The following is a 23,092-nucleotide window of genomic DNA, read 5'->3' as shown; positions in this document are numbered from 1 at the left end:
CGAGGGTCCGCACGCAGACCGCACGAGTGTCAGATCACTCCGCGGCGGGGACGATGTCCACGACCTTGCGGCCGCGGCGCTGGCCGAAGGCCACGGAGCCCGCGGACAGCGCGAAGAGGGTGTCGTCCTTGCCGCGGCCGACGTTGCGGCCCGGGTGGAACTTGGTGCCACGCTGGCGGACGATGATCTCGCCGGCGTTGACGTCCTCGCCGCCGTAGCGCTTGACGCCGAGGTACTGCGGGTTCGAGTCGCGGCCGTTCTTCGAGGAACTGCCGGCCTTCTTATGTGCCATTGCTGTTGCCTAACCTCTCGGATGCTCGGTTTCGCCGGTGCCGGTGACGGCTCAGGCGATCCCGGTGATCTTGACCGTGGACAGCTCAGAGCGGTGGCCCTGGCGCTTCTTGTAGCCGGTCTTGTTCTTGTACTTCATGATGACGACCTTCTTGCCACGGGAGTGGGAGACGACCTCGGCGGTCACCTTCACACCGGCGGCATCGGCGCCAGCCTTGACCTCGTCCCCGTCCACCAGCATCAGAGCGGGCAGCTCGACGGAGCCACCGGTCTCAGCGGGAACGCGGTCAAGGGTAACGAGGTCTCCGACGGAAACCTTCTCCTGGCGGCCGCCAGCGCGGACAATCGCGTACACCACTTGGGACTCACTTCTCTCGACGTTTCAATGGATCAGATCGGGTTCTGCTCGCCCGCACCTCGACCGCGGCTGCGTCCGGGTCCGGCGGTCCCTCACCGGGACATGCGGGAGCGTGCGGGCGGTGAACACCGATGGTCCAGCATACTCGCTGCCGGGCATCCGGACCAAACAGAGGCGTGTCGGCGCGTCGCCGCCGCCCTGGGCAGGCCCGGGGCGGCGGCACCGACGACGGTCAGCGGCCGCGACGGGCCAGGTCGGCGGCCTTCACGCCGACGCCGAGCATCACCGGGGCGGCACCCTGCGGCTCGGCGGGGGTGGACGCCTCGGCCACGGCCGCCGTGAAGCGGCCGCCCTGGGCGCCGCTGGGCGCGGCCTGGACCTGGACGTGGACGCCGTCGGACGACACGGCACGACGCGAGCGCCGGCGCGGCGATCCGGGCGCCGGGGCCGCCTGGGCCTCGGTCGGGGCGTCCGCGGCGGACGCCTGGTCCGCGTCCGCCGTGGGCTCCGCCGTCGGCTCGGTCGCCGCAGGCTCCACCATCACGGCCTCCTCGACGGCGGCCGGGGCGGCGGGCTGCTCGTGGACCTCGGTGGCGTCCGTGGACTCCTCGGGCGAGGGCTCGGTGGCCTCCACCGGAGCCGCGTCCGTGCGGTCGGCCGTCCGCTCGGCGGACGCGTCCGCACCGGCGGCCGGACGGACGACGCCGTCGCTCGAGGCCCGGCGGGACCGGCGGCGCCGGGGCGCCAGGGCATCCTCGGCGGGCACGGGCGCCGAGGCATCCTCGACCGGCTCCGATGCGTCCTCCGCGGGCGCGGCCGCCGAGGACTCGGCGTCCGCGGCGTCGTGCCGCGACGGCGTCGCGCGCTCCGCGCCCTGGTCCTCGGCGTCGGTCTCGGTCGAGGCCGCCTCGCCGTCCCGCCGGGACCGCCCACGGCCACCCCGACGACGCCGGGACCGGCGGGGACGGTCGTCCTGCGCGTCCGCGTCCTCCGGGGACTCGGCCTCCTCGGCCTGCGCGACCGGGTCCTGGTGCTCGGGGGCCTCGGCGGCGGCCGGCTCGGCCTCCTCCTCCGTCTGACGGGGCTGATCGGCGGACTCGGCGGGGCCGTCGTCGTGTGACCGCGCGGCATCCTCAGAGCCCGCGACCTCGGCGCCGGTGTCCCCCGACTCCTCAGCGCGGCCCCGGCTGCGGCGGCGGCCCCGACGACGCCGGCGACGCGGCGTCTCCTCCTCGTCCGTCCCGGCCGGCTGCCCGGCCTCCGCGGGCCCGGCCGACGCGGCCTCGACGGCCTCGGCCGCGGAGTCCTCGGCGGCGTCCGCCGCCTGCTCGGCGGGGGCGGACTCCTGGGCGGGGGCCTCGTCCTCGGCCACCTTGCCGGAGGCCTTCGCGATCGAGTGCAGGGCGACCCGGGCGGCCTCGGCCCGCTCACGGCGCTGCCGCTCGTCCTCCGAGTCGGCGTGCTCGGCGCCCGTCGTCGTGGCCGCGGCGGCGTGGGCGTGCTCGCCCTCGCCGTCGCCCCGACGCCGGCGACGACGGCGGCCCTCCGCCTCGCCGCGCTGCTCACCGCCGGAGCGGCCCCGCTCGACCGGCGTGTCCTGGATGAGGATGCCGCGGCCGGCGCAGTGCTCGCAGGTCTCCGAGAACACCTCCACGAGCCCGGTGCCCATGCGCTTGCGCGTCATCTGGACCAGGCCGAGCGAGGTCACCTCGGCGACCTGGTGCTTCGTGCGGTCCCGGCCCAGGCACTCCACGAGACGGCGCAGCACGAGGTCGCGGTTGGCCTCGAGCACCATGTCGATGAAGTCGATGACGATGATGCCGCCGATGTCCCGCAGGCGCAGCTGCCGGACGATCTCCTCGGCGGCCTCGAGGTTGTTCTTGGTGACGGTCTCCTCGAGGTTGCCGCCGGAGCCCGTGAACTTGCCGGTGTTCACGTCCACCACGGTCATGGCCTCGGTGCGGTCGATCACGAGCGAGCCGCCGGAGGGCAGGTACACCTTGCGCTCGAGCGCCTTGTGGAGCTGCTCGTCCACGCGGTGGGTGGCGTACAGGTCCTCGCCGTCGTGGTCCTCCGGCACCCAGTGGTGCAACCGGTCCAGCAGGTGCGGGGCCACGTAGGTCACGTAGGCCTCGATGTTGTCCCACGTGGCCTCGCCCTGCACGAGCATGGCGGAGAAGTCCTCGTTGAAGACGTCGCGGACCGTCTTGATGGTCAGGTCCGGCTCGGCGTAGAGCAGCTCGGGGGCGAGCACCTTGGTGCCGGACGCCTTCTCCTGGATGCCCTCCCACTGGGCGCGCAGACGGTTGATGTCGTTCTGCAGCTCCTGCTCGGAGGTGCCCTCGGCCGCGGTGCGCACGATCACGCCGGCGTCCTGCGGCAGGTGGTCCTTGAGGATCTTCTTCAGACGCGAGCGCTCCACGTCCGGCAGCTTGCGGGAGATGCCGGTCATCGAGCCTCCCGGCACGTACACGAGGTAGCGGCCGGGCAGGGAGACCTGGCTGGTCAGACGGGCGCCCTTGTGGCCCACCGGGTCCTTGGTGACCTGGACGAGCACGGTGTCGCCGGACTTGAGCGCGTTCTCGATCTTCCTCGGCTTGCCGTCCAGCTGGGCGGCGTCCCAGTTGACCTCGCCCGCGTAGAGCACGGCGTTGCGTCCGCGGCCGATGTCCACGAACGCGGCCTCCATGGACGGCAGCACGTTCTGGACCTTGCCCAGGTACACGTTGCCGATCATCGAGTCCTGCGTGGTGTGCGAGACGAAGTGCTCGGCCAGCACGCCGTCCTCGAGCACGGCGATCTGGATGCGCTGGTCGCGCTGGCGCACCAGCATCTTGCGGTCCACGGCCTCGCGGCGGGCCAGGAACTCGGCCTCGGTGATCACGGTGCGGCGACGCCCGCCCGAGCGGGAGTCGCGGCGGCGCTGGCGCTTCGCCTCGAGCCGGGTGGAGCCCTTGACGCTCTGGACGGTGTCCGAGGCGGTGCTCACGGCCTGGCGCGGCGCGCGCACGCGGGTGACGGTGTGCTCGGGATCGCCGGCCTCGCCGCCGTCGAGCTCCATGTCCACCTCGCCGCGGCGGCGTCGGCGGCGCCGGCGGGAGACCACGGCGCCCTCGGCCCGGTCCTCGGACTCTCCGGCGTCCTCGTCCTCGGAGCGCTGCCGGGACGTGGTCTCGGTGCGCAGGACCTCGATCAGGTTCGCCGGCACGGCGAACGGGTCGGTCGGGTCGACCTGCAGCGTCGGCGCGCTCGGCTCCTCGGGCGCGTCCGCGGCGTCGTCGGACGCGGGGGTCCGCTCCGGCTGAACCGCCCCGGCGGCGGTGTCCGCCGCGGTCTGCGTCACGGCCTGCTCGGCCGTCTCCTCCACGCGTTCGTCTGCGCGGGTCGTGTCCTCGTTGTTGGCCGCCATGGCAGCACCTCCCGCCGACCGACGACGCCACACTCGCCGCCGCCCGGCGTGTCCGCGTCCGCCGCCGGCCGCGTTGCCCCGGGCGCCGTGCGCCACGGGTGCGCCGGGAGGCGGACTCCGAGAAGTCATCGGGTGGACCGCGTCGACCGTCAGGGCCCGGCGCGGAACCGCTGCGCCCTCGAGATCGGGGCCTGGGCGTCACGTGCCGTCCGCCGGCCGGCGCACGGACGCGCACGGGCGAAGCCCGGCGTCCACCTCCCGCACGATGCTCGACGCGGGGGCGCCTCGGCGGCGGCCCGACGTCGGGCGCGCAGCGGGCTGCCCCGCGGTGTGGCCACGGGACGGCCAGGGCCGATTCTCTCACATCCGCCCCGGGCACGCGCCTAGAATCGTGTCCATGCCTGCGACCCCGCTGACGGACGACATCCGCCTCTCCCCCGCCGACGACATCCCCGCCGAGGAGGCCCGGCTCACCTGGTACGCCCGGCCCGCGGGCACGGCGGCGCTGCTCCTGATCACCTCGCTCGTGGCGCTGACGGCCACCATCATCATCATCGTCGAGCGCGCCCTCCTCACCGCGGACCCGACGCACCGCACGTCCTGCGACCTCAACCCGTGGGTGTCCTGCGGCCAGGTGATGCAGTCGTGGCAGGCCCACACCTTCGGCTTCCCGAACACGTACATCGGCGTGGTCGCGTTCTCCGTGCTCATCACCGTGGGGATGTCCCTGCTCGCCGGCGCCCGCTTCGCCCGCTGGTACTGGCTGCTGATGAACGCGGGGATCCTGGCGGGCTTCGCGTTCTGCGTGTGGCTCTGGTACTCGGCCGTCTACAGCATCGGCACGCTCTGCCTCTACTGCATGATCGTGTGGGCCATGGTCATCGCCCAGCTCGTGCTTGTGACGTCCCGGAACCTGCAGACCGGCACGCTGCCGGCCCCGGCCGGTCTCGTCCGCCTCGCCCGGGAGCTGGCCTGGCCCGTGATCGTGCTCCTCTACGTCCTGGTGTTCGCCTCGATCCTGCTGGAACTGGGCCTCGGGGTCGTCGGGATCGACTGAGCCTAAGCTCCCCCACCGGACACGACGACGGCGGCCGGTCACCCCACCAGGGTGACCGGCCGCCGTCGTGCGGGCCCGGAACGGGCTCAGCCGAACCAGATCGCGAGCTCGCGCTCGGCCGAAAGGGTCGAGTCCGAACCGTGGACGAGGTTCTTCTGGACGGCCTCGCCCCAGTCCCGGCCCAGGTCGCCGCGGATGGTGCCCGGGGCGGCCACGGTGGGGTCGGTCTTGCCGGCCAGCGAGCGGAACCCCTCAATCACCGAATCGCCCGTGACGCGCGCGGCCACCACGGGGCCGGAGGCCATGAACGCCACCAGCGGCTCGAAGAACGGCTTGCCCTGGTGCTCCTCGTAGTGGCGCTCCAACATGGCGCGGGTGGGCGTGAGCATCTTCAGGTCGGCGATCACGTAGCCCTTGCGCTCGATGCGCGCGAGGATCTCGCCGACCAGGTTGCGGGCCACCCCGTCCGGCTTGATGAGGACGAGGGTCTCTTCGGTGTGGTGCGTCATGGGGTGTGCTCCTAGCGTCGTCGGACGGCCGCGAGCGCGGCCCGGTTCCCGCTCCACCCTAGTGGGGCCCGGGACTCAGCGTCCGTGCTCGGCCTCCCAGGCGGCCTCGAGGCGGTCGCGCTGGGCGTTCTCGACGTCCATGGCACCGCCCTTGATCACGGCGTACGCCCACGTCAGCGCGAAGAGGGCCCCCACCACGAACATCGAGTACTCCCAGAAGCCGGAGGCCAGCAGGACGGCCTGGATCGCCCAGCCGATCGCGATGCCGACGGGCTTGCGCACCAGGGCGCAGGTCAGCACCGCGACGACGGCCAGCGCGGAGTAGCCCGCCACGAACCACCAGGCGCCCGGCTCGTCCCGGTGCATGCCGAACAGCATGAGCCCGAGGAAGAAGATGAGCACCGCCTCGAGCATGAGGATCGTGGAGGTGAACAGGGCGCGCACGGAGCGGCGGCGCCGACGAGTGCCGGGGCGCCACTGCCGCTGGGCTCGCGTCTCGCGCTCGGGGCGCCAGGACTCGTCGCCGAAGCGCCCCTGCTCCGGGGCGCCTCCGGTCTCCGGCTGGTCGGGGCTCATCGGTCCTCCTCCGTCCGGCGGCGGGCGCCGGCGTCGTCGCGGTCCTCGAGCAGCTCGAGGATCTCCGGGTCCAGGTCGTCCTCGTCGGCGTCCGCCAGCCCGACGGCGTCGAGCAGGTCGGCGGGGTCGAGGCCGCGGGCGGCCACGGTGACGGGGCCGGCATGGCGGGGCTCGCCCACGAGGGTGCGGACCTCGGCGGCCAGGGTGATCGAGCCGAGCACGAGCACACCGCCGCCGGTGCCGGAGGCCAGTTCGTCCGCGCTCGTCTCGAGGGCCTCCGCGCGGCCGACCGCCCACTCGAGGGCGTCCGGCACGGACTCGGTGGCGTACACGTCGTCCTCGGGCCAGCCGGCGTCGACGGCCATGCGGGCCAGCTCCCCGGCCGGGATGGCGCGGGCCGAGGAGGACTGCGTCACCGCGAGGTCCTCCACGTCGTCGCCGAACGCCCGGTAGAGCGCCGCGAGCATGCCCGGCGCGTCCTTCTCCTGGAGGATCCCGACGACCAGCGAGAGGCGGGTGAAGCCGAACGCCTCCTGCACCGCACGGGCCGTGGCCCGCACGCCGTCCGGGTTGTGGGCGGCGTCCACGATGAGCGTGGGGGCGGTGCGCAGCACCTCGAGCCGGCCGGGCGAGGTGACCTGGGACAGCCCCTCGCGCAGCAGCTCCTCGTCCAGCGGTCGCTCGCCGCCGCCCAGGAACATCTCCAGGGCCGCCACGGCCACCGCGAGGTTCTGCGCCTGGTGCTCCCCGAGCAGCGGCAGGAACAGGTCCCGGTACTCGGCCGCGAGGCCACGCACGGACACCTGCTGGCCGCCCACGGCCAGGGAGCGCTCGAGCACGCCGAACTCGACGCCCTCGAAGCGGAACGGCACGTCGGCCGCCTGCGCCGCCTCGAGCAGCACCTGGGCGGCGTCGCGCTCCTGGGCGGCGGAGACGAGGGCGCCGCCGGGCTTGATGATGCCGGCCTTCTCCTCGGCGATCTCGGCCTCGGTCTCCCCCAGCAGGTCCGTGTGGTCCAGGGAGATGGGGGTGACCACGGAGACGACGGCGTCCGCGACGTTGGTCGCGTCCGTCACGCCCCCGAGGCCCACCTCGAGGACGACGACCTCCACGGGCTCGTCCGCGAACACCGCGAAGCCCAGCGTGGTGACCGCCTCGAAGTACGTCAGCGGGACCTCGCCCGCGGCCTCGAGCTCCGCGTCCACGGTCTGCACGATCGGGAGGATCTCCCCCCACACGCGCACGAAGGTCTCGTCGGCCACCGGGGCGCCGTCGATGCTGATCCGCTCCGTGACACGCTGCAGATGCGGCGAGGTGTAGCGCCCGGTGCGCAGCCCGTAGGCGCGCAGGACGGCCTCGACCATCCGCGCCGTGGACGTCTTGCCGTTGGTGCCGGTCAGGTGGATCACCGGGGCCGCGTGCTGCGGGTCGCCGAGCAGCGCGAGCACGCGCCGCATCGGCTCGAGCCGCGGCTGCATCTTGTTCTCCGGGGCGCGGGCGAGCAGGTCCCGGTAGACCTCCTCGACCGTGCCCGGGGCGTCCCCGCGCATCACGCGTCCGCCTTCGCGACGGTGACTGCCACGGTCTTCATGGCGTCGTCGGCCGGGTCCTTGCGCGGGTCGGCCGCACCGGAGTCCACGAGCTCCAGGTCCACCGTGAGGGTCTCCTCCGCGACGAGGCCGCGGTGGGCCTCGAGCGCCGCCACGACGGCGGTGGGGCCCTCGATCCGCGTGCGCACGCGGTCGGAGACGTCCAGGCCGGCGTCCTTGCGGGCCGCCTGGACGGCGCGGACCACGTCCCGGGCGGTGCCCTCGGCGGCCAGCTCCGCGGAGACCTCGGTGTCCAGCACGAGGAAGCCGGCGGTGCCGGGCAGCACGCCCACCGCGGTCCCCTCGGGGGCGCCGGTGGAGACGGTGCGCAGCTCGTAGAGCGCGGGGGCCAGTGTCACGGTCTCGCCGTCGGCGAGCGTGACCGCCAGGCCCTCGGCCGTCTCCTCGTACGCGCCGGCGTCGACCGCCTGCTTCACGAGCGGCACCTGCCTGCCGAACGCCTTGCCGAGCTCGCGGAAGTTCAGCTTCAGCTCCGTGCCGATGCCGTAGCGGGCGATCGCCTCCTCCGAGAGCTCGGTGAGCTCGACGTCCTTGAGGTTCAGCTCGTCCGCCACGATGCGGGCGTAGGTGCCCTCGAGGCCCGCCGCGTCCGGGACGACGACGGACAGGCGGGGCAGCGGCAGGCGCACCCGGCGCCCGGCCCCCTTGCGCAGGGCCGAGCCGGCCGAGCTGATGCGGCGCACCGCGTCCATCCGGGCCACGAGGGAGTCCGCCTCGGGCCCGTGGGGGAACAGGTCGGCGTCCGGGTAGTCGGTCAGGTGGACCGAGCGGCCACCGGTGAGGCCGCGCCAGATCTCCTCGGCGATCAGCGGCATCAGCGGTGCGGCGGCCCGGGTGAAGGCCTCGAGAACGGTGTAGAGGACGTCGAAGGCGACGGTGTCCTCGTCGAAGAACCGCTCCCGGGACCGGCGGATGTACCAGTTGGTCAGCGTGTCCATGAAGCCGCGCAGCGCGTCCGTGGCGTCCGAAACCTCGTAGGCGTCCAGGCCGGCCTTGACCTCCCGCAGCATGCGGCCCGCGGCGGCCAGGATGTACTGGTCCAGGGGGTCCTCGGCGGTGTGCCGCTCCTGCGCGCGGTACCCCTCGGGGCGGGCGCCGCCGTCGTGCGCGGTGTTCGCGTACAGGGTGAAGAAGTGGTACGCGTTCCACGCCGGCAGCAGCACCTGGCGGACGCCCTCGCGGATGCCCTCCTCCGTGACGATCAGGTTGCCGCCGCGCAGGATGGGGCTGGCCATGAGGAACCAGCGCATGGCGTCCGCGCCGTCGCGGTCCAGGACCTCCGTGACGTCCGGGTAGTTGCGCAGCGACTTGGACATCTTCTGCCCGTCCGAGCCGAGCACGATGCCGTGCGAGATCACGTTGGAGAACGCCGGCCGGTCGAACAGCGCCGTGGCCAGGATGTGCATGGTGTAGAACCAGCCGCGCGTCTGGCCGATGTACTCCACGATGAAGTCCGCCGGGTTGTGCGTGGGGAACCAGTCCGCGCGCTCGAACGGGTAGTGCACCTGGGCGTACGGCATGGAGCCGGAGTCGAACCAGACGTCCAGCACGTCCTCGACCCGGCGCATGACCGCACCCGCCGCGGCGGCCTCGGGGTCCGGGTGGGGGCGGGTGAGGTCGTCCACCCACGGGCGGTGCAGGTCCACCTCGCCCTCGGCGTTGCGCGGCAGGCGGCCGAAGGCCTCCTCGATCTCCGCGAGCGAGCCGTAGACCTCCTGGCGGGGGAAGTCGGGGTGGTCGGACTCCCACACCGGGATGGGCGAGCCCCAGTACCGATTGCGGGAGATGGACCAGTCGCGCGCGTTGGCGACCCACGTGCCGAACTGCCCGTGCTTCACGTTGCCGGGGATCCAGGTGATCTCCTCGTTCAGCTCGAGCATGCGCTCCTTGATCTGGGTGACCTTGACGTACCAGGACGTCACCGCGCGGTAGATCAGGGGCGTGCGGCACCGCCAGCAGTGCGGGTAGGAGTGCTCGTAGGAGGCTTCGCGGGCCACGCGGCCCAGGGCGCGCAGGGCGCGGATGATCGTGCGGTTGGCCTCGAAGACCTGCACGCCGGCGATCTCGCGCAGGTCGCCGCGCCCGACGTCCTCGCGGGCGAACAGCGGCAGGAACCGGGCACCGGAGTCCACGGAGAGCAGCACGGGGATGCCGTTGGCCTCGCACACGCGCTGATCGTCCTCACCGTAGGCCGGCGCCTGGTGGACCACGCCGGTGCCGTCCTCGGTGGAGACGTAGTCGTCCACGAGGATGCGGTGGGCGCCCTCGACGCCGAGGTCACGGCCGTTGACGGTGAAGGTCTCCCCGCGGTGGGCGTCGAACACGTCCGTGAACAGCGGCGCGTAGGCCAGGCCGCCGAGGCGGGCGCCGGGGATCGTCTCGGTGACCGCGGCGCGGGCGGCGTCGGCATCGGCGTAGCCGAGCTCCCTGGCGTGGGCGCCCACCAGGTCCACGGCCAGGAGGAAGCGGTCCCCGTCCGCGGTCGCGCCCTCGGGGCCGGCCGGCACCACGGCGTACTGGATCTGGGGGCCGACGGCGAGGGCCGCGTTGGTCGGCAGCGTCCAGGGCGTGGTGGTCCAGGCCAGGACGTGGACGCCGGCCAGGTGCGCGGCGAGCGCCGCGTCGGCGCCGCCGTCGGGCACGAGGGCGGGGTCCGCCGGGAGGCCGGTGATCGGGAACGTGACGGTGACCGAGGGGTCCTGGCGCATCTTGTAGACGTCGTCGTCCATGCGCAGCTCGTGGTTGGACAGCGGGGTCTCGTCGTTCCAGCAGTAGGGCAGGACGCGGAAGCCGCGGTAGGTCAGGCCCTTGCGGTGCAGCTCGGAGAAGGCCCAGATCACGGACTCCATGAAGTCCGGGGTGAGGGTCTTGTAGTCGTTCTCGAAGTCGACCCAGCGGGCCTGGCGGGTCACGTAGTCCTGCCACTGGTCCGTGTACTTCAGGACCGAGGAGCGGCAGGCGTCGTTGAACGTGTCGATGCCCATGGCCTCGATCTCGGACTTGTCCGTCATGCCCAGCTGCTTCATCGCCTCGAGCTCGGCGGGCAGGCCGTGGGTGTCCCAGCCGAAGCGGCGCTCCACGCGGCGGCCCTGCTGCGTCTGGTAGCGGGCCACGAGGTCCTTGACGTACCCGGTGAGCAGGTGGCCGTAGTGCGGCAGGCCGTTGGCGAAGGGCGGGCCGTCGTAGAAGACGAACTCGTTCTGCGAGCCGTCCTCGTTCCGGGTGGGACGCTGGTCGATCGAGGCCTGGAAGGTGCCGTCCTCGTCCCAGTACGCCAGGATGCGGCGCTCGATCTCCGGGAAGCGCGGGGAGGCGGGGGTGCGGCCGTCAGGGGCGGAGGAGGCGAGGGGGTACACGGGGGTCCTTTGCGTCCGGGGCGTCGGTTCCGTGCAAGGACGCCCGAGGGCCCGACCCTCCGGCCGGCCGCGGACGCGGTACCACCTTGCTTGCCGGCGTCGGGAGGTCCCCGGGGTGCCGGCCGCTTGATGACTGCTGTGACGGGCTTACCCGTCCGGTTCTACTGGGGCCGTGCGGCCCGTTCTTCCGGAGGCTCGCCGGTGATGGCCGGGTCGACGCCTGTGCCCGCCAGTGTAGTGGACGCTGCGCCGGCCCGGGGCCGCGGGGCCGGAGCGCGTCAGAGGGCGGTGCGCACGGCCGCCGACGCGTCGCCGTCGATCTCCACGTGCACGGCGTCCCGGCCCGAGGCCCAGAGGAGGAGCTCCCCGACCTCGCCGGTCACCGTGACGGGCGCCCGCAGCGCCACGGCCCCACGGGTGACGGTGACCGGGGCGCGACCCGGGCCCTGGAGGACCACCGGCGCCGTGGACGTGCGCAGGAACAGCGGGGCCATGCGACGCAGCGAGCGGTAGAGGGCGTCCTCCTCGTCCGGGGAGAACGGGCGCGGGGCGGGCAGCGAGCCGCCGGTCGCGGACTCGCCGCGCCGGACGTCCTCGAGGTGGATGAAGTGCTCGGCCGCGTTCACGTGCCTGTCCGCCGCCCGCATGGGGTTCAGCGCCGACGGGCCCGCGGCCCACTCCCGCACGACCTCGGCGTAGTCGCGGCGCTTGGTGTCCGCGGTCAGGCGGTCGAGGTGGCGGGACAGCGGCGGGATGAACAGGGCGGCGAAGGCGTCGGGCCGGCTCTCCCGCAGCCAGAGGTGGGCGGCGAGGTCGCGGGTGCTCCAGCCGCCGCACAGGGTGGGCGCGTGGGGGCCCTTCTCGAGCAGGAGGTCAGCGAGACGGGCGCGTTCGGCTGCGGCGAAGGTGGTCATGGGCACCACGGTAGGGAGCGGGCCGCGGCGCGGGCGAGGGGTGGGCCGCGCCGCGGCCGCGAATCCGCCCGACGGGAGGACTCAGCCTCCGGCGCCGAGGAGGACGCTCTCCCGGGAGATGCGGGTCATCTCCTCCCGGTCCACGACCTTCACCCGCTCCCGCGCCACCGGACCGGCCTGCGTCGCCTGCGCACCCAGGGACTTCTCATGGTCATCCAGAGCATGCCAACCGGCCCACGTGGTGTACGGGACCTCACGGGACTCGAGCAGCTCGATCACCGACTCCTCGGAGGGCTCCTGGGCCGTCCACAGCCCCGGCTCGTCCTCGATCAGATGCTTGATCGTCTCCAGGGAGTCACCCTTGGTGTGCCCGATCAACCCCACGGGGCCGCGCTTGATCCAGCCGGAGGCATACAGGCCGGGGACGGGGGCGCCGTCCGCGTCGAGCACGCGGCCCTGCGCGTTCGGGATCACACCGCGCACCTCATCGAACTCCACCCCCTCCACGGGCGAACCGAAATACCCCACCGCCCGGTACACCGCCTGCACCGGGTAGTCCACGGTCTCCCCCGTCGGACGGACCCCACCGGAACCGTCCAACTCCATCCGGCGCATCCGCAGGCCGTCCACCCGGCCGTCGCCGTCCTCGTCCAGGAACTCCTCCGGGGCCTGGAGGAAATGCAGGTGCAGCCGACGCGAGGCGCTCTGCTGACGGTCCTCCTGCTCCATGAGCCAGTTCGTCAACGTGCCCACCATGGTGCGGACCTGGTTGTTCTCCTCGATCGCCTTCTCCGAGGCCTCATCGAAGTCGAAGTCCTCCTCGTACAACACGATGTCCACATCCCGGGAATGCGCCAGCTCCCGCAGCTCCAACGGGGTGAACTTCACCTGCGCCGGCCCACGCCGGCCGAACACGTGCACATCCGTGACCGGGGAAGCGGCCAGATCCCGGTACACGTTGTCCGGGATCTCGGTGGGCAACAGGTCCTCGGCATGCTTGGACAGGATCCGGGCCACATCCAGGGCCACGTTCCCGTTGCCGATCACCGCCACCTGCGTGGCCTCCAACGGCCAATGCCGCGGCACATCCGGGTGCCCGTCATACCAGGACGCGAAGTCCGCGCCACCGAACGAGCCGGCCAACTCCACCCCCGGCACGTCCAGGGCAGCGTCCCGCACCGCACCGGTGGAGAACACGATCGCGTCGTAATGCCGACGCAGATCCGCCAGGCTCAGGTCCGTGCCGTAGTCCACATTCCCCAGGAAACGGATGTCCCCGCGGTCCATGACCTTGTGCAGCGCGGTGACGATGCCCTTGATGCGCGGATGGTCCGGGGCCACCCCGTAGCGGATCAGGCCGAACGGGGCCGGGTACCGGTCGAACAGGTCGATGCTGACACGGAAGTCCCGTTCCTCCTTGGTCAGGATGTCCGCCGTGTACACCCCGGCGGGTCCGGCACCGATGATGGCGATGCGCAACGGGCGGTCAGGCCTCGAGGGGGTCAGGGTCATGCTCGTGCTCCTTCGGAGGTCGGGTTCAGGGTCAAGATCGGGGCAGGGACACCGGCTGCAGGCGCGCCGGTGGCGTAGGGGCTCAGGCGCACGACGTCGCCCACGACGATCACGGCGGGGTTCTCCACACCGACGGCGGCCGCCTGCGCGGCGATGGTCTCCACCGTGCCCACGGTGACCCGCTGGTCCGGCATCCAGCCGCGCTCGATGATCGCCACGGGCGTCGCGCCGTCGAGGCCGCGCTCCGTCAGTCGGCGCGCGGTGTCCGCGAGCCGGCGCACGCCCATCAGCAGGACGAGCGTGTGGTCGGCCCGGGTGGGCACTTCGGCCAGCTCTTCGTGGCCGGTCACCAGCGTGAAGCCGGTGGCGACGCCGCGATGGGTGACCGGGATCCCCGCGGCGGCGGGCACCGAGACGGCGCTCGTGACACCGGGGACCACCTCGACGTCGACGCCATGGGCGCGGCAGTGCGCTGCCTCCTCGCCGCCGCGGCCGAGCACGTACGGGTCGCCGCCCTTGAGCCGGACGACGAGGCGGCCGGCCCGGGCCTCCCGGACCAGGACGGCGTTGATCTCGTCCTGCGTGGCCAGGTGGTTCCCGGGGGCCTTGCCGACCTCGATCACGGGCACCGCCGGGTCCAGCTCGGCCAGGAGGGCGCGCGGGCCCAGCCGGTCGGCGACCACCACGTCGGCCTCCGCGAGCAGCTGTCGGCCGCGCACGGTGATGAGCCCGGAGTCGCCGGGGCCGCCGCCGACGAGGGCCACGCGGCCGGGCTCGGCGGACGCGCGCCGCCGGCGCAGCGGCAGCCGCCCCGTCGACAGGGCGAGGGTGATCGCATCCTTCAGGGCGCGGGCGCGGCGAGGGTCTCCCCCGGCGTTGACGGCCACGGTCACGTCCCCGGCCCGGACGACGGCGGGCGTCCAGGCGGCGGAGGACTCGGCATCGGAGGCGTCGACGCACCAGACGCGGCGGGCCTCGGCGTCGGAGGCCACGGCCCCGTCCACGGCCCGGTCGCCGGTGGCGGTCTGGGCGAACCAGACCCCGTCGAGGTCGGACGGGCGGTAGGGGCGGCGGTGCAGGGTGATCAGGCCGGCCGCCGCGAGCCGCTCCACCTCCTCCCCCGGCTCCGGGGCCACCACGGTGACGAGCGCGCCGGCGTCGAGGAGGGCGCCCATGCGGCGGCCGGCCACGCGCCCGCCGCCCACCATCAGGACGGGCCGGCCGAGCAGACGCAGGGAGGTGGGGTACAGATCGGACGCGGTCATCGCGTGCTCCCTTCCAGCAGCCCCCGGCGGCGCAGCATGCGCCGCTCGACGGGGCCGAATACGGCCAGTTCGACGAGGACGCCGACGGCCAGGATGGTCAGGACGGCGCAGAGGACGACGGCGAGGTCGGACGCGGCACGTCCCTCGTGGAGCAGGGTCCCGAGTCCCACGCCCATGGGCCCGCCGACGGCGATGATCTCGGCGGCCATGAGGCCTCGCCACGCGAAGGCCCAGCCCTGGCGCAGGCCGGAGACGAAGGCGGGCAGGGCGGCCGGGAGGACCACCAGCAGGGCGGTCTCGAGACGCGAGGCGCCCAGCACCCGGGCCGCGCGACGCAGCTGCGGCGGCACCTGGTCCGTGCCGGTGGTGAGGCCGGCGACCACGGCGGGGACGGCGCCGGTGAGCATCACGAAGTACGCGGTGGCGTCGCTGAGGCCGAACCACAGCACCGCGAGCGGCACCCAGGCCACGTTCGGCAGCACCATCAGGGCCGTGAGCAGCGGGCCGAACGCCCGCCGCAGGACGCTGACCTGTCCGAGCACCAGGCCCAGCCCGACGCCGACGACCACGGCGAGTGCGAAGCCGACGACGGCGCGGCCCACCGACGTCGCCACTGCCTGCTGGACGAGGCCCTGGGCCCACAGCGTCCCGAAGGCCCCGACGACGTCGCCGGGACCGGTGATCGGCTCACCGCGCGCACCGGCCAGCCACGCGAAGGCCTGCCAGATCGCCACGAGCAGGACGACGGCGGCCACCGGGAGCAGGACCCGGCTCCAGTCCCACCCGGCCAGACCCGTCCGACGGGTCGAGTCGACGGCCTGGAGCGCGTCGAGGCCGCTGTCGAGCTCGCGCAGCTCGTCGTCGGTGGCGGCCCCCGGCGCGCGGCCGGGGGCGTCGAGGGTGGGGGTGTCAGTGCGCATGGCGACGGATCTCCTGACCGAGTCGGGCGGTGATGGCGGCCGTGAGGGCGGCCGCGGCGGGCGCGTCGTGGCGGGCGGCCGCGGGCACGTCCCATTCGGCGACGACGCGACCCGGACGTGAGGACAGCAGCAGCACCCGCTGGCCGAGGCGGACGGCCTCGGCCACGTTGTGGGTGACGAACACGACCGTCCGACCGGTCTGCCGCCACACGCGCTCGAGCTCCCCATGCAGCAGGTCGCGGGTGATCGCGTCCAAGGCCGCGAACGGCTCGTCCATGAGCAGCAGGGGGCGGTCCTGGGCGAGGGCCCGGGCCAGGGCGACGCGCTGGCGCATGCCGCCGGAGAGCTGGTGGGGTCGCAGGTCGGCGGCGTCGTCGAGGTGGACGAGGCGCAGCAGCTCCCCGGCACGCTCCCGACGCTCCCCCGCGGCCACACCGGCGAAGCGGAGGGCGAGCTCGATGTTGCCGCGGGCGGTGAGCCACGGGAAGAGGGCGGCGTCCTGGAACATGAACGCGGCCCCATCCCGGGGGGTCTTGACGACGCCCGCGGTGGGCGCCTCGAGCCGGGCGACGAGGTTCAGCAGGGTGGACTTGCCGCACCCGGACGCACCGAGCAGGCAGACGAACTCGCCCGGCTCGATCCGCACGGAGACGTCCTCCAGCACGGGCGTGGGCCCGCCGAAGCTCTTGCCCACGTCCTCCATCACCACCGTCATGACCGCTCCCGTCGCGCCGTCGTCATCCGGATCAGGCCTCGTCGCCGCCGCGCACCATGCCGGCGGCGAGCGTGGCCCCGTCGTGGGGGTCGATCACGAGGAACGCCCCGGTGCGCCGATGCACGGCGTAGGGCTCCACGGGCAGCGGCGCGGCCAGGTGCAGGCGCACCTGTCCGATGTCGTTGAGCCCGAGGGTCTCGGCCGGGTCGAGCCGCAGGGTGTCGAGGTCGAGCCGGCCGGCCACCTCCTGGACGAGCGCCCGGACGACGGCGGTGCCGTGCTTGACGAGGACCTGCTGCCCGACGCGCAGCGGCGCGGCGGAGAGCCAGCACAGCGCGGCGGCCACCTCCGCGGTGGGGCGCGGGGCGGTGTCCGCGGCGGCGATCGTGTCCCCGCGGGCCACGTCCACCTCGTCGGCCAGGCGCAGGACCACCGACTGCGGGGAGGAGGCCTCCTCGAGGGACTCGCCGGCGGCGTCCACGCCCACCACGGTGGTGGTGCGCACCGGCTGCCCCGGGGTGAGGACGGCGACGGCGTCCCCGGGCCGGACGGTGCCCGCCACCACCTGCCCGGCGTAGCCGCGGTAGTCGCGGAAGACCTCGGGGTCGAGGCCGGGGGCCAGGGCGCCCTGGGGGCGCACCACGAGCTGCACCGGGAAGCGGAAGGAGGCCGCGGCGTCGTCCTCGGCGTCCGCCCCGGGCAGGGACTCGAGCAGCTCCATGAGCGTGGGGCCGGTGTACCAGTCCGTCCGCTCGGAGCGGGTGACCACGTTGTCGCCCTGCAGGGCGGACACCGGGACGCTCACCGCGTCGGAGAGGCCGAGCTCCCGGGCCACGCGCCGCACGTCCTCGGCGATCGCGGTGAAGACCTCCTCGGCGTAGTCCACGAGATCGATCTTGTTGACGGCGACGATCACGTGCGGCACCCGCAGCAGGGCCACCACGCTGAGGTGGCGTCGGGTCTGCTCCACCACGCCCTTGCGGGCGTCCACGAGCAGCACAACGGCGTCGGCCGTCGAGGCGCCCGTGACGGTGTTCCGGGTGTACTGCACGTGCCCGGGGCAGTCGGCCAGCACGAAGGTGCGCCGGTCCGTGGCGAAGTACCGGTACGCGACGTCGATCGTGATCCCCTGCTCCCGCTCGGCGCGCAGGCCGTCGGTCAGCAGCGCCAGGTCCAGCCCGCCCTCGGCGCCGCCGAAGCCGCGCTCGGCGGAAGTGCGGGCCACGGCCTCGAGCTGGTCGGCCAGGACGGCCTTGGAGTCGTGCAGGAGGCGGCCCACGAGGGTGGACTTGCCGTCGTCGACCGAGCCGGCCGTGGCCAGGCGGAACAGGGTCCCGGCGGGGGCGCGCCGGTCCAGCAGTGCGGTGCTCATCAGAAGTACCCGTCCTTCTTGCGATCTTCCATGGCCGCCTCGGAGATGCGGTCGTCGGCGCGGGTGGCCCCGCGTTCGGTCAGGGTGGAGGCGGCGACCTCGAGCACGACGTCCTCGACGGTGGCGGCCTCCGAGAGGACGGCGCCGGTGCAGGACATGTCGCCCACCGTGCGGTAGCGCACCGTCCGCGTGGTGACCTCCTCGTTCTCGGCCGGGCGGGAGTGCTCCCCCACGGCGCGCCACATGCCGTCGCGGCGGAAGACCTCCCGCTCGTGCGCGTAGTAGATGGAGGGCAGCTCGATGCCCTCGCGGGCGATGTACCGCCACACGTCCAGCTCGGTCCAGTTGCTGATGGGGAACGCGCGGACGTGCTGGCCGGGGGTGTGACGGCCGTTGTAGAGGTTCCACAGCTCGGGGCGCTGGTTGCGCGGGTCCCACTGGCCGAACGCGTCCCGCAGGCTGATGATCCGCTCCTTGGCCCGCGCCTTGTCCTCGTCACGGCGGCCTCCCCCGAAGACGGCGTCGAACCGGTTGGTCCGGATCGTGTCCAGCAGGGGGGTGGTCTGCAGGGTGTTGCGGGTGCCGTCGGCGCGCTCACGCAGCTCGCCGCGGTCGATGTACTCCTGCACGGAGCCCACCACGAGCCGCAGGCCGAGCCGCTCCACCGTGCGGTCGCGGAACTCGAGGACCTCGGGGAAGTTGTGGCCGGTGTCCACGTGGACCACCGGGAAGGGGATCCTGCCCGGCCAGAAGGCCTTCGCGGCCAGGTGGAGCATCACCACCGAGTCCTTGCCGCCCGAGAAGAGCATGGCGGGGCGCTCGAACTCGGCCACCACCTCGCGGACGATGTGGATCGCCTCGGCCTCCAGGGCGTCCTGGACGTCGGGCCCGGCGGGGCTCACGGTCCCCGGGTCGGGGGCATGGGTGAGGGTCATCGTGTCTCCTTGGTCTGTCTCGGGTGCGGCGCTCAGACGTGGATGCCGCACTCGGTCTTCGCGGTCCCGGCCCAGCGCCCGGCTCGGGGGTCCTCCCCGGGGGCGACGGGGCGGGTGCAGGGACGGCAGCCGATCGACGGGTAGCCGTTCTGCAGGAGCAGGTTCACGGGCACGTCGTGGTCCGTGGCGTAGCCGACCAGGTCGTCGAAGCTCCACGGGGCGACGGGGTTGACCTTGACCATGCCGTGGGCCTCGTCCCAGCCCACCAGCGGGGTGTTCGTGCGCGTCGGCGCCTCGTCCCGGCGGACGCCGGTGAACCACAGGTCGTATCCGGCCAGCGCCCGGTTGAGGGGCTCGACCTTGCGCATCGCGCAGCACAGCCCCGGGTCACGGGCGAACAGGTCCTTGCCGTGGCGCTCGTCCTGCTCGGCCACGGTCAGCTCCGGCAGCACGTCCACCACGGTGACGTCGAGGCGGCGGGCCACCTCGTCGCGCGTCGCGAGGGTCTCGGTGAAGTGATAGCCGGTCTCCAGGAAGAGGACGTCCACGCCGGGCATTCGCTGCGCCACCAGGTGCGGCAGGACGGCGTCGGCCATGGAGCAGGCGACGGCGGCCCGGCGGAGGTCCACATGGCGGGCGGCCCAGTCGACCACCGCCGCGGCGGGGGCGTCCCAGCCGAGCTCGGCGGCGCCGGACTCCGCGAGCGCCTGCAGGCGCTCGAGGTCCTCGGTCGGACGGGTGGGGGGAACGGTGCTCATCGGAGGGCCTCCTCGTCGACTCGGTGCGCCCACCGGGCGAAGGTCTCGCCCGGCTCGCGCTGCTCGTCGTACCGGCGGACGAGGCGCTCGACGTAGTCGACCAGCCCGTCCGCGCGGACCTTCAGGCCGCGGACGCTGCGTCCGAGGCCGGCCTCGGCGCGGTCCACGGAGGCCAGGCCGCCGCCCAGGTGGACCTGGAAGCCGGGCGTCTGGCCGCCGTCGTCGTCCGGGAGCAGCTGGCCCTTCAGGCCGATGTCCGCGGTCTGGATGCGGGCGCAGGAGTTGGGGCAGCCGTTCACATGCAGGCTCAGCCGCTCGGGGAGGCGGTCGGCGAGGTCGGCCAGGCGCTCCTCGAGCTGGGCGATCGCGGCGGTGGCGGTGTCCTTCGTGTCCACGATGGCGAGCTTGCAGAACTCCAGGCCCGTGCAGGCGATGGTGGAGCGGCGGAACACGGACGGCTCCGGGTCCAGTCCCAGCTCCTTCAAGCCGGCCACGACGGCGTCCACACGGTCCCGCTCCACGTCCAGCACCACGATCTTCTGGTGCGGGGTGGTCCGCAGCCGGGTGGAACCGTGGGCCTCGAGCAGGTCCGCGAGGGCGGTGAGGGTGGTGCCGCTGGAGCGGCCGACGACGGGGGCGGCACCGATGTAGAAGCGGCCGTCCTTCTGCTCGTGGACCCCCACGTGGTCGCCGGGGCGGGTGGGCGGGGCCGGGGCGGGTCCGTCGGGCAGGGCGTAGCCGAGGTACTCCTCCTCCAGCACGGTGCGGAACCTCTCCGGCCCCCAGTCCTCGAGCAGGTACTTCATGCGGGCCTTGTTGCGCAGGCGCCGGTAGCCGTAGTCACGGAAGATGCTCACGACGGCGTGCCACACCTCGGGGGCGCGCTCGGCCGAGACGAAGGCGCCGATCCGGTCGGCCAGGCGGGCCTTCGTGGACAGGCCGCCGCCGACCCACAGGTCGTAGCCGGGGCCCAGCTCGGGGTGCACGACACCGATCAGGGAGACGTCGTTGATCTCGTGGACCACGTCCTGGGAGGGATGTCCGGTGATGGCGGTCTTGAACTTGCGGGGCAGGTTGGAGACCTCGAGGTCACCGATCCAGCGGTCCGCGATCTCCCGGATCACGGGCGTGGGGTCGATGATCTCGTCCGCGGCGATCCCGGCCACCGGTGAGCCGAGGATCACGCGCGGCACGTCGCCGCAGGCCTCGGTGGTGGACAGGCCCACGGACTCCAGGCGCCGCCAGATCTCGGGGACGTCCTCGACACGGATCCAGTGCAGCTGGACGTTCTGCCGGTCGGTGATGTCCGCGGTGTCACGGCCGAAGTCGGTGGAGATCCCGCCGATCACGCGCAGCTGCTCGGTGGTGAGGTCGCCGCCGTCGATGCGCACGCGCAGCATGAAGTAGCGGTCCTCGAGTTCGTGGGGCTCCAGGGTGGCGGTCTTGCCGCCGTCGATCCCCTGCCGGCGCTGGGTGTACAGGCCCCACCAGCGGAAGCGGCCGTGCAGGTCGTCCGAGGGGATCGAGTCGAAGCCCTCCCGGGCGTAGACCTGCTCGATGCGCTCGCGGACGTTCAGGCCGTCGTCCTGCTGCTTGAACTCCTCGTTGTGGTTCAGGGGGGTGGTCCCGTCCACCTTCCACTGGCCGTGCGGCTTGGCGGAGGGACGGCGCGGGGTGCGCGCCGGCCTCGACGTCTCGTTCACCTGGGTCATGGCCGCCACGCTAGGAACCCGGCATGCCGACCCCAAGATCGTCGACGCGGTTCGTCACGTTCCCGGGGCCGGCCCGCGGTCGGGGCCCGGCCCAGCCCCGGCCGTGTGACGAGCGGCTCAGCGGCCTCCGGCGGCTCCCCTCGGGGCCTCGGCGAGGGCGGACCGCAGCCGGTCCAGGGCGATCCGCGCCACCAGCGGATGCGGCAGCAGGGGGTCGGTGACCGCGTCCGCGCCGCTCTCGCCGAGTCGGTCGTGGAAGTGCCCGGGGGCCAAGAGGTGGGCGGCCACCACGGCGCGACGGCCGGCGGCGCGCACCCGGGAGACGGCGTCGGGCACACGGGGGGTGGCCGCCGCCCCGAACGCCGCGGTCACGGGCAGTCCCGTGGCCCGGGCCAGGGCCCCGGCCAGGGCGTGCACCTGGGCCTGGCCGTCCGCGGCGCGGGTGCCGGCCGCCGCCAGGATGATGTCCGATGTCGCGGCCTCACCGGCCGGCACCGCCTGGGCCACCCGCTCGGCCAGAACGGTCACCAGGCGCGGCTCGACGTCGTCCCCGGCCCCGGCCAGCGGTGCGGCGGCGATCGTGCCGGGTCGGGCGGCTGCGGCGTGGTGGATGTCGTGGTGGACGTGATGGCCCAGGGACAGCAGCAGCGGCACGATCACGGCCGGCTCCCCCGGGGGCAGGGCCGCCACGACCTCGTCGAGGGAGGGGCTCTGCACGTCCACGTAGGCCTCGTGGACCTGGGCGCCCGGCCCCTCGGCGGCCAGGAGGGCCGCCAGGTCGGCACGGAGGCCGTCGATCACGTCGCGGCCGGCCGCGTCGTGCGTGCCGTGGGCGCAGGCGATCACGTGCAGCACGGGCGCGCTCATGCCGAGCCCACCGCGTCGGCCCACACGTTCTGCGGCCCGCCGCTCACCGGCGGATCACCTTGTGCTGGGCGGCCTGGGCGACCGGCCGCATCACGATCTGATCCAGGTTCACGTGGTGGGGCAGCTCGACGGCGTGGACGCACACCTCGGCGACGTCCTCGGCGGTGAGCGGCTTCTCCACGCCCGCATACACGGCGTCCGCGGCGGACTGGTCGCCGCCCAGGCGGTTGCGGGAGAACTCCTCGGTGTGGACCATGCCCGGGAGCACCTCGATCACCCGCACGTTGTGCTCGGCCTCCTCCAGGCGCAGCGCGCCGGTGAGCCCGTGCTGGCCCATCTTCGCGGCGTTGTAGCCGGCGCCGCCCTCGTAGGCGGTGACGGCGGCGGTCGAGGTCAGGTTGAGCACGGTGCCCTCGCCGTGGGCGCGGAGCATGGGCAGGAACGCCTGGCACATCGTCAGGGTGCCGAGCACGTTGACGCGGTACATCCACTCCCAGTCGGCGCGGTCGCCCACGCCCACCGCGTCCGTGCCGAGCGCTCCGCCGGCGATGTTGACGAGGGTGTCGGCGCCGCCGTCGGCCTCGACGCGCGAGGCCAGCGCGGCGACGGCGGCCTCGTCCGTGACGTCCAGGGCGGCGGGGACGACGTCGCCGCTCACGCCCTCGGCCCGGGCGTCGGCAGCGAGGGTCTCGAGGCGCTCGGCCCGGCGGCCGACGGCGTACACGCGCCAGCCGCGGCGGGCGAGCTCGAGGGCCGTGGCGCGGCCGATGCCGCTCGTGGCCCCCGTCACGACGGCGGCGCGGGCGGGGTTCTTCGCAGGTTCATGGGTGTGGCTCACGCCTCCGACCGTAGCCGAGCCGTGCCGTTCGGAGCACCGCCCGGATCACCTCCGCCAGGTCGACCGACTGCAAGGGCGGGACGTCCCGGGCATCGTCGCAGGCCCGGCCCGCCGCCCC

19 protein-coding genes are annotated in these 23,092 nt (G+C 73.7%); 1 reads left to right on the top strand and 18 read right to left on the bottom strand.

Annotated features, from left to right (window positions below; translation table 11 throughout):
- Window positions 1-34: 34 nt before the first annotated feature.
- The 3 genes from rpmA to AC3RJ9_RS04680 form a co-directional block, all read right to left on the bottom strand.
- A complete protein-coding gene (gene rpmA, locus AC3RJ9_RS04690; protein WP_002853915.1) occupies window positions 35-292 on the bottom strand; it encodes a 50S ribosomal protein L27 in 258 nt (85 codons plus the stop codon).
- A gap of 51 nt (window positions 293-343) precedes the next feature.
- Window positions 344-649 (bottom strand): 50S ribosomal protein L21, encoded by a 306-nt coding sequence (gene rplU, locus AC3RJ9_RS04685; RefSeq protein ID WP_002853919.1) that lies wholly within the window; start codon window positions 647-649, stop codon window positions 344-346.
- Window positions 650-881: 232 nt separating this feature from the next.
- Window positions 882-4,058 (bottom strand): Rne/Rng family ribonuclease, encoded by a 3,177-nt coding sequence (locus AC3RJ9_RS04680; protein WP_233569930.1) that lies wholly within the window; start codon window positions 4,056-4,058, stop codon window positions 882-884.
- A 397-nt stretch (window positions 4,059-4,455) separates the two neighbouring features.
- Here AC3RJ9_RS04680 and AC3RJ9_RS04675 point away from each other — a divergent pair, with 397 nt between their 5' ends.
- Window positions 4,456-5,115, top strand: a complete 660-nt coding sequence (locus AC3RJ9_RS04675) for a vitamin K epoxide reductase family protein (protein WP_041104903.1) — start codon at window positions 4,456-4,458, stop codon at window positions 5,113-5,115.
- A gap of 86 nt (window positions 5,116-5,201) precedes the next feature.
- Here AC3RJ9_RS04675 and ndk read toward each other — a convergent pair whose 3' ends face one another.
- From ndk to AC3RJ9_RS04600, 15 genes are all read right to left on the bottom strand, one after another.
- Window positions 5,202-5,624, bottom strand: coding sequence for a nucleoside-diphosphate kinase (gene ndk, locus AC3RJ9_RS04670; RefSeq protein ID WP_012750845.1), 423 nt, complete (start codon window positions 5,622-5,624; stop codon window positions 5,202-5,204).
- 75 nt (window positions 5,625-5,699) lie between these two features.
- The gene (locus AC3RJ9_RS04665) at window positions 5,700-6,200 is read right to left on the bottom strand and encodes a DUF4233 domain-containing protein (RefSeq protein ID WP_073115421.1); all 501 of its coding nucleotides are present in this window, start codon (window positions 6,198-6,200) and stop codon (window positions 5,700-5,702) included.
- A complete protein-coding gene (locus AC3RJ9_RS04660) occupies window positions 6,197-7,750 on the bottom strand; it encodes a bifunctional folylpolyglutamate synthase/dihydrofolate synthase (protein ID WP_073115424.1) in 1,554 nt (517 codons plus the stop codon). Before AC3RJ9_RS04660 ends, AC3RJ9_RS04665 begins: the two co-directional genes overlap by 4 nt.
- On the bottom strand, window positions 7,750-11,166 hold the full coding sequence (ileS, locus tag AC3RJ9_RS04655; RefSeq protein WP_113914190.1) for an isoleucine--tRNA ligase: 3,417 nt from the start codon (window positions 11,164-11,166) through the stop codon (window positions 7,750-7,752). Before ileS ends, AC3RJ9_RS04660 begins: the two co-directional genes overlap by 1 nt.
- 278 nt (window positions 11,167-11,444) lie before the next feature.
- Window positions 11,445-12,080: a TIGR03085 family metal-binding protein gene (locus AC3RJ9_RS04650; RefSeq protein WP_101965499.1), complete on the bottom strand. Its 636-nt coding sequence runs from the start codon at window positions 12,078-12,080 to the stop codon at window positions 11,445-11,447.
- An 81-nt stretch (window positions 12,081-12,161) separates the two neighbouring features.
- The gene (locus AC3RJ9_RS04645; protein WP_123244141.1) at window positions 12,162-13,592 is read right to left on the bottom strand and encodes an FAD-dependent oxidoreductase; all 1,431 of its coding nucleotides are present in this window, start codon (window positions 13,590-13,592) and stop codon (window positions 12,162-12,164) included.
- The gene (cobA, locus tag AC3RJ9_RS04640) at window positions 13,589-14,857 is read right to left on the bottom strand and encodes a uroporphyrinogen-III C-methyltransferase (RefSeq protein ID WP_113914188.1); all 1,269 of its coding nucleotides are present in this window, start codon (window positions 14,855-14,857) and stop codon (window positions 13,589-13,591) included. Before cobA ends, AC3RJ9_RS04645 begins: the two co-directional genes overlap by 4 nt.
- On the bottom strand, window positions 14,854-15,777 hold the full coding sequence (locus AC3RJ9_RS04635; protein WP_041104780.1) for an ABC transporter permease: 924 nt from the start codon (window positions 15,775-15,777) through the stop codon (window positions 14,854-14,856). The genes cobA and AC3RJ9_RS04635 overlap by 4 nt, the downstream gene beginning before the upstream one ends.
- Window positions 15,767-16,492, bottom strand: a complete 726-nt coding sequence (locus AC3RJ9_RS04630) for an ABC transporter ATP-binding protein (RefSeq protein ID WP_123244140.1) — start codon at window positions 16,490-16,492, stop codon at window positions 15,767-15,769. The genes AC3RJ9_RS04635 and AC3RJ9_RS04630 overlap by 11 nt, the downstream gene beginning before the upstream one ends.
- A 31-nt stretch (window positions 16,493-16,523) precedes the next feature.
- A complete protein-coding gene (locus tag AC3RJ9_RS04625) occupies window positions 16,524-17,864 on the bottom strand; it encodes a sulfate adenylyltransferase subunit 1 (protein ID WP_041104782.1) in 1,341 nt (446 codons plus the stop codon).
- A complete protein-coding gene (gene cysD / locus AC3RJ9_RS04620) occupies window positions 17,864-18,799 on the bottom strand; it encodes a sulfate adenylyltransferase subunit CysD (RefSeq protein WP_061867768.1) in 936 nt (311 codons plus the stop codon). The genes AC3RJ9_RS04625 and cysD overlap by 1 nt, the downstream gene beginning before the upstream one ends.
- Window positions 18,800-18,831: 32 nt before the next feature.
- Window positions 18,832-19,557 carry a phosphoadenylyl-sulfate reductase gene (locus tag AC3RJ9_RS04615; protein WP_041104785.1) on the bottom strand — a complete coding sequence of 242 codons (726 nt, stop codon included), beginning with the start codon at window positions 19,555-19,557 and terminating at the stop codon, window positions 18,832-18,834.
- Window positions 19,554-21,269 (bottom strand): nitrite/sulfite reductase, encoded by a 1,716-nt coding sequence (locus AC3RJ9_RS04610; RefSeq protein ID WP_122055017.1) that lies wholly within the window; start codon window positions 21,267-21,269, stop codon window positions 19,554-19,556. The genes AC3RJ9_RS04615 and AC3RJ9_RS04610 overlap by 4 nt, the downstream gene beginning before the upstream one ends.
- 117 nt (window positions 21,270-21,386) lie before the next feature.
- Window positions 21,387-22,136, bottom strand: a complete 750-nt coding sequence (locus AC3RJ9_RS04605) for a sirohydrochlorin chelatase (protein WP_122054275.1) — start codon at window positions 22,134-22,136, stop codon at window positions 21,387-21,389.
- A gap of 43 nt (window positions 22,137-22,179) precedes the next feature.
- Complete coding sequence (locus AC3RJ9_RS04600; RefSeq protein ID WP_044659094.1) at window positions 22,180-22,974, bottom strand: SDR family oxidoreductase; 795 nt, start codon at window positions 22,972-22,974, stop codon at window positions 22,180-22,182.
- Window positions 22,975-23,092: the final 118 nt, after the last annotated feature.

It is taken from the genome of Micrococcus sp. 63XJN7_6_ISO-PGPR-S23-444, assembly GCF_058072765.1.
This window is presented reverse-complemented; position numbering and strand designations above follow the sequence as displayed.

Bases quoted from the DNA above. Each gene is read 5' to 3' on its own strand.
- rpmA (WP_002853915.1), bottom strand. From the start codon at position 292: ATGGCACATAAGAAGGCCGGCAGTTCCTCGAAGAACGGCCGCGACTCG.
- AC3RJ9_RS04680 (WP_233569930.1), bottom strand. From the start codon at position 4,058: ATGGCGGCCAACAACGAGGACACGACCCGCGCAGACGAACGCGTGGAG.
- AC3RJ9_RS04675 (WP_041104903.1), top strand. From the start codon at position 4,456: ATGCCTGCGACCCCGCTGACGGACGACATCCGCCTCTCCCCCGCCGAC.
- ndk (WP_012750845.1), bottom strand. From the start codon at position 5,624: ATGACGCACCACACCGAAGAGACCCTCGTCCTCATCAAGCCGGACGGG.
- AC3RJ9_RS04665 (WP_073115421.1), bottom strand. From the start codon at position 6,200: ATGAGCCCCGACCAGCCGGAGACCGGAGGCGCCCCGGAGCAGGGGCGC.
- AC3RJ9_RS04660 (WP_073115424.1), bottom strand. From the start codon at position 7,750: ATGCGCGGGGACGCCCCGGGCACGGTCGAGGAGGTCTACCGGGACCTG.
- AC3RJ9_RS04650 (WP_101965499.1), bottom strand. From the start codon at position 12,080: ATGACCACCTTCGCCGCAGCCGAACGCGCCCGTCTCGCTGACCTCCTG.
- AC3RJ9_RS04645 (WP_123244141.1), bottom strand. From the start codon at position 13,592: ATGACCCTGACCCCCTCGAGGCCTGACCGCCCGTTGCGCATCGCCATC.
- cobA (WP_113914188.1), bottom strand. From the start codon at position 14,857: ATGACCGCGTCCGATCTGTACCCCACCTCCCTGCGTCTGCTCGGCCGG.
- AC3RJ9_RS04635 (WP_041104780.1), bottom strand. From the start codon at position 15,777: ATGCGCACTGACACCCCCACCCTCGACGCCCCCGGCCGCGCGCCGGGG.
- AC3RJ9_RS04630 (WP_123244140.1), bottom strand. From the start codon at position 16,492: ATGACGGTGGTGATGGAGGACGTGGGCAAGAGCTTCGGCGGGCCCACG.
- AC3RJ9_RS04625 (WP_041104782.1), bottom strand. From the start codon at position 17,864: ATGAGCACCGCACTGCTGGACCGGCGCGCCCCCGCCGGGACCCTGTTC.
- cysD (WP_061867768.1), bottom strand. From the start codon at position 18,799: ATGACCCTCACCCATGCCCCCGACCCGGGGACCGTGAGCCCCGCCGGG.
- AC3RJ9_RS04615 (WP_041104785.1), bottom strand. From the start codon at position 19,557: ATGAGCACCGTTCCCCCCACCCGTCCGACCGAGGACCTCGAGCGCCTG.
- AC3RJ9_RS04610 (WP_122055017.1), bottom strand. From the start codon at position 21,269: ATGACCCAGGTGAACGAGACGTCGAGGCCGGCGCGCACCCCGCGCCGT.
- AC3RJ9_RS04605 (WP_122054275.1), bottom strand. From the start codon at position 22,136: ATGAGCGCGCCCGTGCTGCACGTGATCGCCTGCGCCCACGGCACGCAC.